The organism is Psychrobacter sp. P11G3, assembly GCF_001435845.1.
GTDB lineage: Bacteria > Pseudomonadota > Gammaproteobacteria > Pseudomonadales > Moraxellaceae > Psychrobacter.
The window spans coordinates 1,974,397-1,992,626 of the sequence record NZ_CM003596.1 but is presented as its reverse complement, the minus strand read 5'-3'; the positions used below and the strand labels follow the sequence as shown (position 1 = coordinate 1,992,626).

General features: G+C 43.8%; 14 protein-coding genes. 11 read left to right on the top strand and 3 right to left on the bottom strand.

Features of this window, described 5'->3' with window-relative positions:
* The first annotated feature begins 53 nt into the window (after positions 1-53).
* The 3 genes from AK824_RS07975 (at position 54) to AK824_RS07965 (ending at position 2,854) form a co-directional block, all read left to right on the top strand.
* The gene (locus AK824_RS07975; RefSeq protein ID WP_057760511.1) at positions 54-491 is read left to right on the top strand and encodes a DUF3429 domain-containing protein; all 438 of its coding nucleotides are present in this window, start codon (positions 54-56) and stop codon (positions 489-491) included.
* Positions 492-806: 315 nt separating this feature from the next.
* Positions 807-2,054, top strand: a complete 1,248-nt coding sequence (locus tag AK824_RS07970; RefSeq protein WP_057760509.1) for an NnrS family protein — start codon at positions 807-809, stop codon at positions 2,052-2,054.
* A gap of 284 nt (positions 2,055-2,338) precedes the next feature.
* Positions 2,339-2,854 (top strand): Rrf2 family transcriptional regulator, encoded by a 516-nt coding sequence (locus AK824_RS07965; RefSeq protein ID WP_057760508.1) that lies wholly within the window; start codon positions 2,339-2,341, stop codon positions 2,852-2,854.
* 125 nt (positions 2,855-2,979) lie between these two features.
* Here AK824_RS07965 and AK824_RS07960 read toward each other — a convergent pair whose 3' ends face one another.
* The 3 genes from AK824_RS07960 to AK824_RS07950 form a co-directional block, all read right to left on the bottom strand.
* Positions 2,980-3,726 (bottom strand): hypothetical protein, encoded by a 747-nt coding sequence (locus AK824_RS07960; RefSeq protein ID WP_057760506.1) that lies wholly within the window; start codon positions 3,724-3,726, stop codon positions 2,980-2,982.
* 132 nt (positions 3,727-3,858) lie between these two features.
* A complete protein-coding gene (locus tag AK824_RS07955) occupies positions 3,859-4,605 on the bottom strand; it encodes a hypothetical protein (protein WP_057760504.1) in 747 nt (248 codons plus the stop codon).
* 310 nt (positions 4,606-4,915) lie between these two features.
* Positions 4,916-5,848 carry a dienelactone hydrolase family protein gene (locus AK824_RS07950; RefSeq protein ID WP_057760502.1) on the bottom strand — a complete coding sequence of 311 codons (933 nt, stop codon included), beginning with the start codon at positions 5,846-5,848 and terminating at the stop codon, positions 4,916-4,918.
* A 602-nt stretch (positions 5,849-6,450) separates the two neighbouring features.
* Here AK824_RS07950 and AK824_RS07945 point away from each other — a divergent pair.
* The 8 genes from AK824_RS07945 to mmsB all read left to right on the top strand — a co-directional run bounded on the left by AK824_RS07945 (position 6,451) and on the right by mmsB (position 18,188).
* Positions 6,451-7,575: an MFS transporter gene (locus tag AK824_RS07945; RefSeq protein WP_082624608.1), complete on the top strand. Its 1,125-nt coding sequence runs from the start codon at positions 6,451-6,453 to the stop codon at positions 7,573-7,575.
* A 215-nt stretch (positions 7,576-7,790) separates the two neighbouring features.
* Positions 7,791-9,461, top strand: coding sequence for a fatty acid--CoA ligase (locus tag AK824_RS07940; RefSeq protein WP_057760500.1), 1,671 nt, complete (start codon positions 7,791-7,793; stop codon positions 9,459-9,461).
* A 308-nt stretch (positions 9,462-9,769) separates the two neighbouring features.
* The gene (locus AK824_RS07935; RefSeq protein WP_057760498.1) at positions 9,770-11,791 is read left to right on the top strand and encodes a propionate--CoA ligase; all 2,022 of its coding nucleotides are present in this window, start codon (positions 9,770-9,772) and stop codon (positions 11,789-11,791) included.
* A 343-nt stretch (positions 11,792-12,134) separates the two neighbouring features.
* Positions 12,135-13,619: a CoA-acylating methylmalonate-semialdehyde dehydrogenase gene (locus AK824_RS07930; RefSeq protein ID WP_057760496.1), complete on the top strand. Its 1,485-nt coding sequence runs from the start codon at positions 12,135-12,137 to the stop codon at positions 13,617-13,619.
* A 219-nt stretch (positions 13,620-13,838) separates the two neighbouring features.
* A complete protein-coding gene (locus AK824_RS07925) occupies positions 13,839-14,999 on the top strand; it encodes an acyl-CoA dehydrogenase family protein (protein WP_057760493.1) in 1,161 nt (386 codons plus the stop codon).
* Positions 15,000-15,031: 32 nt separating this feature from the next.
* Positions 15,032-15,814 (top strand): enoyl-CoA hydratase, encoded by a 783-nt coding sequence (locus AK824_RS07920; protein WP_057760491.1) that lies wholly within the window; start codon positions 15,032-15,034, stop codon positions 15,812-15,814.
* A 56-nt stretch (positions 15,815-15,870) separates the two neighbouring features.
* The gene (locus AK824_RS07915) at positions 15,871-17,136 is read left to right on the top strand and encodes an enoyl-CoA hydratase/isomerase family protein (protein ID WP_057760490.1); all 1,266 of its coding nucleotides are present in this window, start codon (positions 15,871-15,873) and stop codon (positions 17,134-17,136) included.
* Between the two features lie 107 nt (positions 17,137-17,243).
* A complete protein-coding gene (mmsB, locus tag AK824_RS07910) occupies positions 17,244-18,188 on the top strand; it encodes a 3-hydroxyisobutyrate dehydrogenase (protein WP_057760488.1) in 945 nt (314 codons plus the stop codon).
* The last annotated feature ends 42 nt before the right edge of the window (positions 18,189-18,230 follow it).

Genomic DNA, 18,230 nt, shown 5'->3' with positions numbered 1-18,230 from the left:
CCACTCAACAGATGATAGCCATTATTAGACTAATTATAAGATAGGTTTAAACAATGAAAAAGCCCAGTCCTTATCTCACTTTTGCAGGTGCTATTCCGTTTGTCGCCTGTGCATTTTTATTGATAGTAGACGTTGTTACCGTGCCTATGCTTGGTTCAGTAATCGATGTATTAAGTGCTTATGGGCTAGTGATTGCATCATTTATGGCAGGCGCACATTGGGGCAATCATTTAGATTTAGCTGATGACAATAAGTGGGCAGTTAGGCTTCCACTGTATAGCAATGTCATTGCGCTTGGCCTTTGGCTTGGGTTTTTAATCTTATCAGCCAGTAGCTTTATTTGGCTACTGGTTGTCGGTTTTATAAGTCTATTGGTTATTGATTATAGTCTGCATCGCGCGCAGATTATTAGCGATGTATATTTTAAAATTAGACAATATGTAACGGCGATAGTCGTCGTATCGTTAGTCGTTACGGCATTACAGTTGTAAGTGGTATTGACTAAGTCATGGCTAAATAATAGCTAAAGAACAGCCAGATTGCTTTCTCTATTTTTATATAGTCAAATCCATATAAATCCGCTACATCGTCATCCTCGCTAAGCATACTAATGTATAACTTGCGCTCGGTTTCCTTGTATCGAAATTATTTGAATTTAACTATACTTGAGATTTTGCTTCTAGAGATTTCCGTAGGCGCTGCACTTTAATGGATAGAATATTTCAATAATCAGACTAAAGATTTATAAAGTTCATTTAAAATGAATGTTATAATTAAAGCCATCTATATTCTTTAAGAAGATGGCTATGCACTCTATCAAGTTACCTAGCAAACCACCAAGATCTCCGCATCCTATCCTTAATTTGAGCTTTCGCATATTTTTTAGTGCTGCTGCGCTATTTTCCGTAGTAACGATGTTGCTATGGGCGTTTGTGTTTACTGGTCACACGGATATCGATGCACAGGTTTTGAACCCGTTATACTGGCATAGCCATGAAATGGTGTATGGTTATGCCTTGGCAGTGGTAGCCGGGTTTTTGCTAACCGCGGTCAAAACATGGACAGGGGTTATGATGCCGCATGGCTATAAGTTGCTAGGTATCTTTGTCTGTTGGTTGCTGGCACGTCTGAGCTGGTTAGGTTTTGGGCTTGGCATAACGCTCATAGATCATAGTATATCTTGGCTATATATAGCAGCCCTTTTTGATGTAGTATTTGTCGCCTCGATGGCATATGTAATATGTCGAGCGGTATGGCAAGTTAAACAATATAAGCAAATGGGTATCTTGGCAAAACTGGCCCTGCTGACATTTGGCAACGGACTTTGCTATTGGGGAATTATCAATGCTGATATGAACACAACCAAGATAGGCATTTATAGTGGGTTCTATTTGATTATCGGGCTGGTTCTGACAATTGGCCGACGTGTGGTGCCATTTTTTATTGAACGTGGTCTTAGTATAGATATGGAAACGTCAGAACCCATTAAACTACGTAATAGTAAGACACAAGATATCGCAAGCTTAGGATTTTTCTTCGCCTTTTTTATTAGTGATGTATTTTATCCAAACCAGTATCCCTTGACGGTTACCGCGCTCGGTGTAGCAGTGATTAATATTGTACGTCTGATAGGGTGGTATCATCACGGTATTTGGCAGAAACCATTACTTTGGTCGTTGTATATTGCGTTTTTAGGCATGTGTTTGAGTTTTTTACTATACGCATTACAACCTTGGCTCGGTTATCCGCACAGCATCGCTATGCATGGACTAGCGATTTCTGGTGTTGGTATGATGACGTTAGCCATGATGACTAGAGTATCTTTGGGACATACGGGTCGCAGCATTCATCAACCGTCAAAAACGGTAAACGTTATGTATGGCTTGATGGTATTGGTATTTATCAGTCGTGTACTACTACCGCTAGTAGATATGAGTCATTACCTAATATGGATTATGGTGGCGCAAAGTGCTTGGATAGCGTGTTTTGTGCTATTTTGCATCAGTTATCTGCCAATGCTGGCACGTCCTCGGCCTGATGGTTTATTTGGTTAAAGCAGGCTAACGATCCTGTTTACAAATGCTATGTCCAAATGTTATTACCAAAAATGCGACTTACTTTGTCTAGGGCGTGTCCTCAATTCGAACGAGTGTCCTTTAAATGGGCTAAAAATAGCTAAATTTTGCCAAACATCGTCAAATAGTTGGTCAATATCTCGATATTATCTGCACTATTTTTCTCGTTTGACGGCAATTTATCTCATTTTTATCACCATTTTTAAAATGAGGACACGCCCTAGCTTAATATATAAAATTTATAAAAATAGGAGCGCAAATGAATGCGACTGACCAATTATAGTGACTACGCGCTACGCTCATTGATTTATTTGGCTGTGAGACCAGATCCATCACTATTGGCTAATATTAGCGATATTGCTGACAGCTATGGCATTTCTAAAAGTCATTTGACCAAGATTATTCATCAGCTGGGTCAGCTGGGTTATATAGAAAGTGTGCGCGGCAAAAACGGTGGCATACGATTGGCACGTGCACCTAAAGATATAAATTTGGGCGTATTGATCAAACAGATAGAGCCTGATTTTAATTTGGTTGAGTGCTTTGCCGTACCAGTGTCTCATAATGATAGTGAGCAGGGCGATCATCAGACGGATTTACCAGTGACATTCATTGAGGAAGAAAAGAATAAATCACTAGGCTGTGTGATTAGTCCAGCCTGCCAGCTAAAAAGCGTGTTTTTTGAAGCACTCACCGCATTTATCAATGTGCTTGAGCGTTATACATTAGCAGATATTCTGAACAACGAAGATGAGCTTGCGACATTGCTGTTTCGGTAACAGCTTCGATAATAGTGTTGATATGATTATGATCAGCTCACAAAAATGGGTCGCTACACTAGTAAATACAGTAATAGCGACCCATTTTTATATCTATAAAAAATATATGTCTAAGGTGTGAGAAATTAGGCGTTTTCTAGTTTTGGACGTGCTTTCTCAACGGCTTTCACCAGAGCTTTCTCAAACCCACCTTTTTTGAACTGAACAAGATAAGAATGCGCAGCGCAGAAATTGCGTACGTCACGCCATTCATGAGCCAAATTGGTCGCCCAGTCGCAGTATTGCGCGCCAGCGTTTGGTTCGTTTTTCAGTGCTTTTTTGGTCGTGGGGTGCAATATCAGCTCAGGCAATACAGCTTCTAATAACTTAATTGGTGGACTCATAAAAGTATCATCTACATGCAAGCTTTGACTAGCAGGATGATAAGCCAATAAAGAACCTGCATGGATCATCTCATTGGGCGAGATATAATAAATGCCCTCTGACATTGAAAACTTAAGCTCAGGATAGCGTGCAGCGACTGCGTCACTTTCTACCAAGTCATCTGCCCAATCGATTTCTGGTACTTTTTTATGGTGACGACTACTGCCATAAAATGTCGCTTGCGGGAAGTCTTTGGCCATTTGAGCACAGCTGACTGTATGAAACGGATGTACGTTCAGCACCGCTTCGACATCTTGACCATTGTTAGTGAGTGCCATAACCTCATCTCGAACATCACCCGTTAGGGCGTAACTGTCCAAAAAGATAAATTTCCCTGATGGTAGCTTGACCAACGAGCATTGAGTGCCGATATTTAGCACGCCACCGAGACGGAATGTTCCGCGTATGTTCCAAAATCCTGCGCCTAAATCATGAATGTGATCAGTCATTTATAAATTTCCTCGTCTAGTAAATGAAATAAAATATGTAAACAAAACCAAGCTACTTTTTCACTGTAAACTTCATCTTTCGAGCTGTTTTAATGGTATGTGTTCTAACTCTTTACGCCTTTATGTTTGTTTTTAAGCTTTCCCAAGCTCAGGGCGAGCCAGATCAATCGCTGAGATAAGTGCTGTCTCAAATTGACCTTTATCAAATATAACCAATCCCGAATGCGCACCGCAAAAATTTCGACCATCACGCCACTCGCTTGCCAGCTCTACTGCCCAATCACAATAATGCTTAGCTGCATTTGGCTCATCTTTGAGCGCTTTTTTGGTAGTAGGGTGTAAGCCTAGGTTAGGCTGCACGGCATTTATTAACTTGGAAGGGGGTATCTCAAAGGTATCATCGACATAAATGCTTTGGCTGGCAGGATGATAGACCAATAATGAGCTGGCATGAACTGTCTCGTCAGGTGAGATGTAATGAATGCCTTGAGGTATAGAGAATTTGAGTTCAGGGTAGCGCACAGCAACGGCATCGCTTTCTACCAAATCATTTGCCCAATTGACTTCAGGTACCTGCTCTGGATGTCGGCTACTCCCATAGAATATTGCTTGCGGAAAATCTTCTGCCATTTGAGCACAGTGTACTGTATGAAACGGATGAACATTGAGGACGGCTTCGACATTTTGACCATCATTGGTCAATGCCATGACTTGCTGACGCACATCACCAGTTAATGTATAGCTATCTAAAAAGATAAATCGCTCTGATGATAGTCTTATGAGCGCACATTGGACACCGATATCAAGGATACCGTTTTTGATAAATGATCCTCGAATACTCCAAAATCCTGCACCTAAATCATACATTTCATCAGTCATCAACATTGCTCCTTAATCGTTCATTTATTCAATCGTTTTACTTGTTTGTAGCACCCTATAGTCGGTTCAATATAATTTGGATACAAGGAAGGCGAGTGAAAGTACTACAAGTTGTAGACTAAGCGAGCCTGACACCGTATCCAATCTATAAAGGATTGACTATATGATTATTAATTTTTATGGCAGTAAAGTCTGTAAGAAAAAAGATAGAAGCAATGTAAATGTGTAAAAATAAAAAAGAGTTGTTATTCAAATGTCATCATTAACAGTGAAAGCTGTTCTTCCTTTCGTAAGTAGATTAAAAAATAGCTTATAAACAGTCTTTGTAATCATAGGCTGAGATACGAGTATCGTCTTTGTAGCTGTCATTGCCACATAAGAATTTATCGAAACGGGTATCACCATTAATATAACGCTGCATCCATGCGATAGCAGGCTTGCTCAATAGCTTTTCGTTAAAACGATGACTGGCACAGAAATGACTGCCGTTGTTAATCTCGACCTTCATTTTTGGACCGTCAGCTTTTTGATAAAAAGTATTGGTATATTTTTTATTCGGGGCGATACGGTCATTTTCACAAGCGATGAATAGAGTAGGCGTATCCATCGTACCATAGCTCGTATCGTGATAGGGCGTTTGTGCAATGATGGCTTGCACCGTACTGCGCTCAGTTGCCAATCGTAGCGCACCGCCGCCGCCCATTGACCAGCCAATCGCGCCCAAACGATTTGGATCGATCATATGACCCACTGTTTTATCAGCGAGGAGATGATCGAGAGCCGCGCTCAATTGTTCAGCACGGCTATCTGGATTATCGTAAATAGAGCTAGTATTGATAGTAATAACGACAAATCCCCAAGAGGCCAAACGCGGTCCCCACCATTTGATAGAAGACTCATAAGACACGTAACCTGGCACCACCGCGATACCACCTAGCAGACCACAGTTAGCAGCATCCGTTGGATAATGTATGGTACCGCCACCAAAGCCATTGGCTGATTGGCGACTCACGTGCTTGGTACTGACAGAAAACGGACCGTTATCGCGTGTTTTAGTGAGCTCAGTAGCAGTGATAGCATCATCCTTTATACAGTCTACTGCCGCTAGTGAGTTTGTAGCGTCGAGTGTTGATCCAACTGGACTGAGATCTTTAACGCTAGTCTCGGACACAGTTATTTCTGCTACAGCCATCGTAGAGAAAACCAATGTACTCATCACAATAATAAGTTTTGAAAGCACCATATTTTTCATCATAGTAAATTGTATTTTAAAAGGTTGTGTGGTCTTGCACGTCTCTAGGCTAAAAAAGATAGACGTAGGTAGTGATTGTTAACTGTCAATGCTATCAATCGTTAAAGCAGTTAAATGATTAACAAGTGTGTCAATAGTATCTAACCATACTATCCTGTATATGCGCTAAACGTAACGTTGATCATGACCTCGTGAGTCGAAAACTGTCTTCACCGTCTCAAGTCGAAATGTGATTCCTAGCCAAGTTTTCCTACATTAATCTCTAGCTCAAATAAAGAATCTATCAAGCGTTAATAACACTTTTAAACCTGAGTATATTAGTGAATGTGCTACCATAATTTACTTGTCATTATGATGAGCATTTATCGTTTAATAACGGTACTTTTGCTTATACATTTAGCATAAATCACCGTTATTCCTCTCTACCATCCACGCCAGTGACGGTTATCATTTACAGTCATGGTATAACCAATATAGTCAGATCCCCTGTGAATAATTCTAAAGATCAGATCCAAGATATAACAGCTGTGCCACCAGTCACCTCCAATCATTCAACGTCGTGGATATTGAAGCTCACAATTGGCCTGATAGGTATGTTTGCTTTTTTGCAAGTGTACTCTATTCAGGCGGTGCTACCAGTCATGATGGTGGACTTTGCTGCGACCGAAGTACAGGCTGGTATGATCGTTGGTGCTACTGTGTTGGCCATTGCGATTATGTCACCATTTCTGGGTATGCTCTCAGATGCAGTCGGGCGCAAGTCGTTTATCGTTGGCGCTTTATTGTTTTTAGCGATACCAACAGCGCTCATTGCCCAGAGCTCGAGCATTGAATGGGTCGGCATTTGGCGTTTTATGCAAGGACTGTCGGTGCCGGGTATTACGGTGGTGACAATTGCCTATATCGGTGAGGAGTTTGAGGGCCGGGCGATGACTGAGCTGATGTCCTTTTATGTGTCAGGATGCGTGCTTGGCGGCTTTATGGGTCGGTTCTTGTTGGGTCATTTACATGAGCTGATTGGCTGGCGTCATGGCTACTATGTGATGACGGCGATGACGCTACTGGGGGCAATATGGGTTGGCAAGATGCTACCATCGTCTCGTCACTTTGTGGCTAATCCTAATTTTCGCTCAGCGATACAGACGCTAGGTGAGCATGTCACCAACCGCTATGTGGTGACAGCTTGTCTGCTTGGCGCTTGCGTGCTGTTCTCCCTTGTAGGCTGCTTCACTTTTATCAATTTACATTTGGCAGATAAGCCTTATGAGCTTGGTACTGGTGCGCTCGCCAATATTTTTGCAGTATATTTGCTTGGTGTTATTATCACGCCATTATCTACGACATTGCTACGCCGATTTGGATCGGCGCGTACCGTACGGGTGGCTATCGTCGTATCTATGGCCGGAGTATTATTGACTTTGGTCACGCCATTATGGGGGGTGATTATAGGACTGGCCATTATGTCGTCTGGTGTATTTATCACGCAGTCGGCGACCATCAGCTACATAGCTGTCAATGTCAAAAAAGGCCGCTCATTAGCATCGGGTCTATATTATATGGGCTACTATACAGGCGGTACGCTAGGGGCCTGGCTGGGTGGCATAGCTTATGCGCGAGGGCAGTGGTCTCTTACCGTATGGTTGTTATTGTTTGTGCAGGTACTGGCGTTATTAATAGCCAGCTTTGGGATGATTAAAACCACAGTACGTACAAAGTGATTGGCTGTCTTATGTAGCATAGGTCTGGTCGGCCATCTTGTGATACTTAATGTAAGACCGCTTTACACAGCGTCGCTTTTTTCTTACTATCAATAACGATGTTATTATAAAAATTAAAATGGTTAGCGCAGTAGGTTTTATGCTGCTATTAACTTGATTGTTATTATTATTGTTATTTACCCCTTATAAGTACGACAAACAAGGAAGTCAAATCTATGTCAAACATTTACCACAGTGCACCATCTGCCTACGATTATCCATTACTGGTCAAGCAGCTATTAAGCCGTGCAAAAACGGTATCGCAAGATCAAGAGATTGTGTATGCGGACAAAAAGCGCCTGACTTATAAAGAGTTGTTTGAGCGGATCAATCGCCTGGCCAATGTATTGGCAGACTTAAAGCTTGATGCAGGTGATGTGGTTGCCGTGATGGATTGGGACAGTCATCGCTATCTTGAGTCTTATTTTGCCGTGCCAATGTCAGAGTATGTTTTACAGACCGTCAATATCCGTCTATCGCCTGAGAAAATTCTTTATACCATCAACCATGCCAAGCCCAAAGTACTCATGCTCAATTCTGAGTTTGCGCCATTGGTTAAAGACTATCAGTTTGAAAATTCAAGTATTGAGCATATTATCTGGCTTGATGATAACGGTGTCACTGCTGAAGGTATCTTTGGTAGCAATCAAAGCCGTGTCACAGGCGAGTATGAAGCGCTATTAGAAGCTGCCAATAGCGAATTTGATTTCCCAGATTTTGATGAAAATACCATTGCGACGACCTTTTATACGTCAGGCACGACAGGTGATCCAAAAGGGGTTTTCTTTAGCCATCGTCAGCTAGTGCTACATACCCTAGCAGAAGCGGCAACTTTGGGTATGTTGCCTGATAAGCAAGGCGTAAGCTATGGTGATGTCTATATGCCGATGACGCCAATGTTCCATGTACATGCGTGGGGTTTTCCATTTACAGCAACGATGGTAGGTCTAAAGCAAGTCTATCCAGGTCGCTATGCGCCTGATACGTTGATGGATTTGATCGTCAATGAAAAGGTCAGTATCACACATTGTGTACCAACAATTTTGCAAATGGTACTCAAAGAAGCGCAAGATCGCGACGCCAGCTTTAATGGTCTAAAGATGATTATTGGTGGCTCACGATTGACAGAAGGTCTAGCCAAGACGGCCATGGCACAAGGTATCGAAGTCTATACAGGCTATGGTATGTCAGAGACTGCACCGCTCATCAGTTTGACCCACTTTAGCTTAGATGAGTCAGCAATGACGGAAGAAGAGGATATTGAACGTCGCTGCATGACAGGTCAACCAGTGCTTATGGTCGATGCCCAAATATGGGGTGAAGGCAATAAGTCAGTGGGAACTGGGCCAGAAAATACAGGCGAGCTGGTATTGCGTGCGCCTTGGTTGACCCAAAGCTATCTTAAAAATGACGATGCTGGCAAAGAGCTATGGGAAAATGGTTACATGCATACTCAAGATATCGCCTACATACGTCCTGATGGCTATATCAAAATCACCGATCGCTTAAAGGATGTGATCAAATCAGGTGGTGAGTGGATTTCATCACTAGAGATTGAGACCATTTTATCACTACATCCGTCAGTGGCTGATGTGTCAGTGATTGGGGTGCGTGATAAGCAATGGGGTGAGCGTCCGTTGGCTTTGGTGGTGCTAAAGCCCGATGCTAAGGAGACCAGTGCTGATGATATCAAAGCGATTGCAGAAAAAGCGGTAGAGCGCGGTATCATTCCTAAATATGGCGTACCAAGCCAGTTTAAATTCGTTGATGAGTTACCGAAAACTTCCGTTGGCAAACATGACAAAAAAGTCATGCGTGAGATGTATGCCAATCAAACTGAGATTTAGTATTAGTTAAATGTTCAAATATTTGTATTCGTCAAAATGTAGTGCGTATTACACGCTTAATAGTTGACCTTTCCGATAGGCTCTGCTACATTTTAAACCGATACGATATGTATCGGTTTTTAATTCTGGCAAGGATGACCAGTATCTACTAAGACATGGTTTTTTATAGTTGAAGCATTTTAGAGTTGGTATTAGCCAGTTGCACGCAGACAGAGCGTCGCGCGAGGTGAATACCGTTACAACTTATTGAGTGCCTTGACTATAAAATACTATTGCCTCATTTCTCGTTTATGCTAAGGACAGCTACTATGAGCGACCATTTCCAATCCCCAGTTTCTACCCAAACGACAGACACGCCAAACTTCGCTGATATTTATCATGAGTCTATTACGGATCGAGAGCAGTTTTGGGCTGAGCAGGCGAAGCGTATCTATTGGCATAAAGAGCCTGAGCAAATTATAGATGACAGTAATCTGCCTTTTGCCAAATGGTTTGTCGGTGGTGAGACCAACCTTTGTTACAACTGTGTCGATCGTCATCTGGCAGACCGTGCAGAGCAAGATGCTTTTGTGTGGGTGTCATCAGAGATTAATCAAGAATTGATAGAAACCTTTCCAGCGGTCGTTGATTCGTTTAAAGATTTGGGTAACAACGTTGAGTTTTATACAGACTATACCAAGCGCCGCCTGACTTATAATGACTTGTATAAAGAAGTTAATTATTTTGCCGATGTGCTACAGCGTCACGGTATTGGCGAGGGTGACCGTGTCATTATCTATATGCCGATGATATTAGAAGCGGCTTACGCTATGCTGGCTTGTGCTCGTATTGGTGCCGTCCATTCAGTCGTATTTGGCGGATTTGCCGCCCATAACTTGGCTATCCGTATGGACGATGCCGAGGCCAAAATGGTCATTACGGTAGATGCAGGGCTACGCGGTGGTAAGGTCGTCAATTATAAAAACCTAGTCAATCAAGGCGTCGAGCAAGCGACTGTCAAGCCAGAGCATGTGCTGGTAGTCAATCGCGGTATATTGCCATTTGAAACAAAAGACATCGATGTTGATTATGCGACCGAGCGTCGTCATAGCTGTGAGGCCAATGCAGTCGTAGAGCCAGTTTGGCTTGAGTCCAATACCCCGTCCTATCTGCTTTATACTTCTGGTACGACCGGCACACCAAAAGGGGTGCAACGCGATACGGGTGGTCATGCCGTCGCGCTGACGACGTCGATAGATTATGTCTATGACGGCAAGGCTGGCGAGACGTTTTGGGCGATATCTGATATTGGTTGGGCCGTCGGGCATTCTTATACGATCTATGCGCCGTTATTGGCGGGTATGACCAGTATTATGTATGAGGGCTTGCCGCATATGCCAAACCCTGGTATTTGGTGGCGTATTGTTGAAGCTAACAAAGTTAATATTTTATTCACCGCACCCACAGGCGTGCGCATGCTCAAAAAACAAGACGAAAGCTGGATGACGCGTTACGATGTCTCCAGTGTGAAGTCATTCTTTTTGGCAGGTGAACCGCTTGATGAATCGACGGCTAGTTGGTTGACTCAGCACTTAGGCGTGCCAATTTTAGATCACTATTGGCAAACAGAGTCTGGTTGGCCAATTCTCAGCCATACGCCAAAGTTCAATCATAAGCCGCACAAGCAAGGGTCACCTGGTTACCCGATGTATGGTTATGAGGCGCATGTTATCAATGAGGAAACGGGCGATCCTTGTCAAGCTGGCGAAAAAGGATTGCTTGCAATTAAAGCACCATTACCGCCTGGCTGTCTTACCACGGTATGGCGTAACGACGAGCGCTTTATCAGCAGCTACTTTGGTCTGTTTGATGGTCAGCAGTACTCAACCTCGGACTATGCAGTGACAGATGAAGAGGGTTATTTCTACATCTTAGGGCGTACCGATGATGTGATTAACGTCGCAGGACATCGTATAGGCACACAAGAGATTGAAGAGGCAATCAGTACACATCCAGAGATGGCAGAGTGTGCCGTAGTGGGTATTCAAGACGAGCTAAAAGGTGAGCTACCTATTGCGTTCTGCGTCCTAAAAGATCAGACGCAAATTGAAACCACCGAAAACCGTTTCCGTATCGAGCAGCAAGTGATAGGCGCTGTCGTCAAATCTTTGGGCGGTATTGCGCGACCAGCCGCTATCTACTTTCCGCAGGCACTGCCAAAAACCCGCTCTGGAAAAATCTTACGTCGCTCAATTCGTGCTCTGGCAGAAAACCAACCGACAGGAGATATGTCAACGCTTGATAACCCAACTGCTATCGATGCGATCAAGCAGGCGATGAAAGATTATTGATTGGTATAAATTAGCTTCATACAAAAATAGTGATGTTGTTCATCGCGTATCAAATTCAGGTTAACTTCGCAAAGCTCATGAGTCATCATGGGCTTTTTCGTTTTTTTTATTTAAGCAATTTTTATAGGAACACGTGCTATTAAAATAAACTTAGATATAATTTCGATAAAGCGCTTGACCGTAAAAATGGTTTATTGTTATAGTCAATAACGATACAAAATAAATCATTTTAAAATTCAGTTTTTAATAATGTTTTATAGATAAATACCCATCGCTTTTATTTTTCTAATAAATATCTAGGTGCCGTCACACGGTAGTCTCGCAAAAAAGATAAGGATATCTTATGCACCACGTTCAACAGCTCATCAATGGTCAGTTCGTACAATCTAACACCGACGAATGGATTGATATCACTGATCCAGCGACGCAAGAAGTCATCGCAAAAGTTCCGCAAACCACCAATGATGAGATTAACCAAGCTGTCGCCGCTGCACAGACTGCGTTTGAGACATGGCGCAAAACGCCAATTACCATGCGTGCGCGTATCTTTTTAAAGTATCAATCTCTTATTCGCGATCACATGGATGAGTTGGCAGAAATCTTGACCGCAGAGCAAGGCAAGACGATTGCTGATGCACGCGGTGATGTGTTCCGCGGTTTAGAAGTAGTAGAGCATGCCGCTGGTATTGCCAATCTGCAAATCGGCGACTTTGTAGAAAACGTAGCGTCAGGTGTCGATACTTATAGTATTTGGCAGCCACTCGGTGTTTGCGCTGGTATCACACCATTTAACTTTCCAGCGATGATTCCGCTATGGATGTTCCCAATGGCGATTGCTACAGGCAACACATTCATCCTAAAACCTTCTGAACAAGATCCAATGGTGACTATGCGTTTGGTAGAGCTAGCGATTGAAGCTGGCGTACCAGAAGGCGTTCTTAACGTCGTACATGGTGGCAAAGCAACCGTCGATGCTATCTGCGACCATCCAGATATCAAAGCCGTCTCTTTCGTCGGTTCTACTCATGTAGGCAAACATGTCTATGAGCGTGCCAGCCAATCAGGTAAACGTGCACAGTGCATGATGGGCGCAAAAAACCATGGCGTTATCCTGCCTGATGCTAACAAAGAACAAACGCTCAATCAGTTAGCAGGCGCAGCATTTGGTGCAGCGGGTCAACGCTGTATGGCGCTATCGGTCGTCGTACTAGTAGGCGCAGCTGGTGAGTGGATTGATGAGATTAAAGCAAAAGCAGAAAGCTTAGTCGTCTCAGCTGGCAAAAATGATAAGGATTTGGGACCACTGATTTCGCCTGCTGCAAAGGCCCGTGTCGAGCATTTGATTGGAACTGGGGTGGAAGAAGGCGCGAGCTTGATTTTAGATGGTCGTGGCATTACCGTTGAAGGGTTCGAGAAAGGTAACTTTGTAGGCCCGACGATCTTTGATAATGTCACAAGCGATATGCAAATTTATCAACAAGAAATCTTTGGCCCAGTACTATGTATCATGCGTGCTAATAGCTTAGATGAAGCGATTGAACTACTGAATGCCAACCCACATGGCAATGGCACAGCGATATTTACTCAGTCAGGGGCGGCTGCACATAAATTCCAGCAAGACATTCAAGTAGGTCAAATCGGTATTAACTTGCCAATACCTGTGCCCCTACCAATGTTCTCATTCTCAGGCTCACGTGGTAGTAAGCTTGGTGACCTAGGGCCTTATGGCAAGCAAGCCGTCCAGTTTTATACTCAGACAAAGACAGTGACTGCGCGTTGGTTTGATGATGAAGCGAGCCGCGGTGTTAATACAACGATTTCAATTTAGTCGTCAGCCCACTGTATTTTCAGTATGACATTTTGTATTTACGGTATGACGATAATGCGACTTGCGGTACTATTAAACGCAATTTTATTATCGTTATGCCGCTATCATGTCGCGCTAATGTCTTATAAAATCTCTGACCAACATTTTCATTAGCGCTTTTATTAACGTTTATCTGAGATTCAAGCCCTATATTTGATCTATAAGAACAAGGATGACCCTATGGATTTTTCATTGACCGATGACCAAGTCGCCTTTCGCCAAACGGCTCGTCAGTTTGCGCAAAAAGAGCTAAAGCCAAATGCTGCTGAATGGGATCGCAACTCGCATTTCCCAATAGATGTTATTAAAAAATCTGGTGAGCTTGGCTTTTTAGGGCTATACACCAATCCAGAATATGACGGCTTGGGCCTACCAAGACTAGACTCAGCGATGGTATTCGAAGAGCTTGCATGGGGCGATACGGCTGTAGCAGCGTATATGAGTATTCATAACATGGCCGCATGGATGATTGGTGAATATGGCAGCGATACGCTATGCAAAAAATATCTACCTAACATGGTCAGCGGTGAGTGGCTTGGCAGCTATTGTCTAACAGAACCCAATGCAGGGTCTGATGCAGCCTCCTTACGTACCAAAGCGGAGAAGCAAGGCGAGCATTATGTACTGAATGGTGAAAAAACCTTTATTTCTGGCGCAGGCTCAACCGATGTATTGGTAGTGATGGCGCGTACTGGTGGTGCTGGGCCAAAAGGCGTGTCAGCGTTCGTCGTAGACGCCAATAGTGCTGGTATCGAATATGGCAAAAACGAGCACAAAATGGGCTGGAAAGCACAGCCGACACGGACAATCAGTTTTAAAGACGTAAAAGTACCAGTAGAAAACCTGATAGGTGAGGAAGGCCAAGGCTTTCGTATCGCGATGAAAGGACTGGATGGTGGTCGTATTAATATCGGTATTTGTGCGGTAGGTACGGCACAAGCGGCGTTAGAGACCGCAACCAGTTACGTGCAAGAGCGCAGTCAATTTGGCAGCCCGATTGCTAGCTTACAATCGGTACAGTTTAAACTTGCTGATATGTTGACTCAGACCATCGCCGCGCGGCAAATGCTGTATCTAGCAGCTGATAAAGTCGACAACAATGATGGGCAAGCGTCTACCTACTGCGCGATGGCAAAACGTCTATCTACAGATCTTTGTTTCGATGTTGCCAATGAAGCCCTGCAATTACACGGCGGCTATGGTTATCTAAATGAATATCCACTTGAGCGCCATGTACGAGACTTACGTGTGCATCAGATATTGGAAGGCACCAATGAGATTATGCGAGTGATTATTTCACGTCAGGTCTTGCAAGATGAAGGGTTAAGTCAACTGCGTTAATTTATCTCGCTTTACTGAAACAAGGATGTTTTATGACAGAGTATACAAATCTACAGCTATCAATTGAGGGTCATACCGCCATATTGACGTTGAACAATCCACCTGCACATACGTGGACGATGGACAGTTTGCATGCGCTTAAGCAGCTCATCACCGACCTCAATGCCAACGATGATGTTTACGCATTAATCGTGCATGGTGATGGCGAAAAGTTCTTCTCAGCAGGTGCGGATTTAAACAACTTTTCAGATGGTGATAAAGGCCGCGCCATAAGCATGGCAATTGCATTTGGTGAGGCATTCGAAGCGCTATCTGCCTACCGCGGTGTCAGTATTGCAGTTATCAATGGTTATGCGATGGGCGGCGGACTAGAGTGTGCGCTCGCATGTGATATTCGGATTGCAGAAGCGCATGCGCAGATGGCACTGCCAGAGACAGGCGTAGGATTATTGCCATGTGCTGGTGGCACGCAAAATCTACCTATGTTAGTAGGGGAAGGTTGGGCTAAGCGCATGATACTGTGCGGTGAGCGTGTTGATGCGGATACGGCATTGCGTATCGGTCTAGTTGAAGAGGTCGCGGCAAAAGGTGAAGGTCTGCAAATCGCTCAGGACTTAGCAAAAAAAGTCGCTAAGCAATCACCCGTTGCTGTCAGTTATTCCAAGCAACTTATTCAAGCGGCTAGAGACACCCCACCTGCGCAAAACCTCATCCATGAGCGTGAAGCTTTCGTGAAATTGTTTGACACGATGGATCAGCGCGAAGGGGTACAAGCCTTTTTAGATAAGCGTAAACCCAATTGGCAAAACAAATAAGCAGCGTTCAAAACGCTTTAGTCATCTTTATTATTTAATTTTTGTAGGTCACTTTTATGACAGCAGCGACGAATGATACTAACTCCCAAACGTCAGTTAATAATGCAGCACAAGAAGCGTCTGTATTGTTCAATACTGAGCCGACAGATTGTGGACGCTTGATTGGAGTCATGACACTTAACACCCCAAAATCACTTAATGCACTCAGCGTTGATATGTGTCAATTGCTCTCAGCGCAGTTAGAGCAGTGGCAAGCCGATGATCAAGTGGTTGCAATGGTATTAAAAGGTGCAGGCGACAAAGCGTTCTGTGCGGGCGGTGATATCCGTAAGCTCTATGACAGCATGTCTACCAGTGCACCAATGCCAAACCCGTATGCTACTGAGTTTTTTAGTCACGAGTACCGCCTCTATCGTCAAATGCACTTTTATTCGAAACCATTAATACTTTGGGGCGATGGCATCATCATGGGCGGCGGTATGGGACTGATGGCAGGGTGTAGTCATCGTCTGGTCACTGAGCGCACGCGTTTTGCCATGCCTGAAGTCACAATTGGACTGTTCCCCGATGCTTCTGGCAGTTGGTTTTTGCAGCGCATGCCTGCTAAGACGGGTTTGTTTTTAGGTCTAACCGGTGCGATGTGTAATGGTAGCGATGCACTATTAGCTAATCTGGCAGAGTATGCTATTGCCAGCCATGATTATGATGCCGTTATCCAATGTCTCAAACGGAGCGGTTGGCAAACAGTAGATAACACGAGCGGTGCAGATAAACGCCATGAAAATAGCGCACATAGTATTGTCAGTCGTGCGCTTGCAGAGCTGCCAGTAGCCGAACTGTCAGATAGTAAGCTTGCAACATATTGGCAACCTATTCAGCAACTAATGAATAGTGGTGGTCTGGCTGATATTGATGCGTTGCTACAAAGCGATGAAGCACTCATGCAGCTAAACCAAGACTTTGCAGCAGACAGCTGGACGCAGCGCGCAGTCGCCACTTATCGCCATGGCTGCCCAGTGACGGCAGCATTGACCTACGCGCTGTATCACAAAGTCGCTGACCTATCGATCGAACAAGTACTGTATTTAGAAACCAACGTCGCAGTACATTGCGCGGCCAATCCTGACTTCAAAGAAGGCGTGCGAGCACTATTAATTGATAAAGATAGAAGTCCTAAATGGTCACGCTCATTAGTAGACTGTCTCAGTATAGAAGGGCAGGCGTATATCGATAAACACTTTGTCAATCCTTATCCAAAAGGTGAGCATCCTTTGGGCGATTGGCTGGGTAAAGATGCCTTGGGTAGTCAGTATGTCCGCTAGCTGTTTAAAAGCAATTTATAAAGTAGGACGCAAGCAAGATTCACTAATAAATACTGTTAAATAGTATGTAGCAATAGCTACATCATAAATCATCAAGGAGTGATGAGATGGGTACAAAGGATATAAGTACGATGGATAATAATAGCTCTAAACCAAATATCGCCTTTATTGGGCTTGGTAATATGGGTGCGCCAATGGCAGAGAACTTATTAAAGGCAGGTTATGCGCTTTCTGTTTTTGATTTGTCTGAGGCTGCTACTAAGCGCTTGAAGCAAGCAGGGGCTAGTGTCGCAAAAAGTCCTAAAGACGCTGCAAGTAATGCTCAAGTTGTGATTAGTATGTTGCCTGCCGGTGAGCATGTACACTCTGTATATTTAGGTGATAGTAGTTCTGATAGTCTGCTAGCAGAGTTGCCAAAAGGCACACTTGTGATTGACAGTAGTACGATTGCGGCGGCTGATGCAAGGACAGTAGCAGAGGCGGCAAGTAAGCTTGGCATCGACTTTTTGGATGCGCCAGTCTCTGGTGGCACAGGTGGGGCGGTTGCTGGTAGTTTGACCTTTATCGTTGGCGGCGATGCTGCCGCTTTTGCTAAGGCTGAGCCAATACTTGCCGTGATGGGGAAAAATATCTTTCATGCAGGCGAGCATGGCGCAGGTCAAGTGGCGAAAATCTGCAATAACATGCTGCTAGGTATTCTGATGGCAGGCACGGCAGAGGCGATTAATCTAGGCGTCAAGAACGGCTTAGACCCCAAAGTGCTATCAGACATCATGCTACAAAGCTCAGGGCGTAACTGGACACTAGAAGTTTATAACCCTTATCCAAAAGTCATGGAAAATGTGCCCTCTAGCAATGGCTATCAAGGCGGATTTATGAGCAAGTTGATGCAAAAAGATCTAAACCTTGCGATGCAGACAGCTCAAGACACTGAAGTAGAAACGCCAATGGGTGCCAAAGCGACAGAGTTATACGCCTCACATACTGTAGAGAATGGTGATAAAGATTTTTCTAGTATTATCGGACGTTATGATGTCTCATTATTGTCTTAAACATACTAATATTAAGAATTTTTCGTATCACTAGTAGGTAGC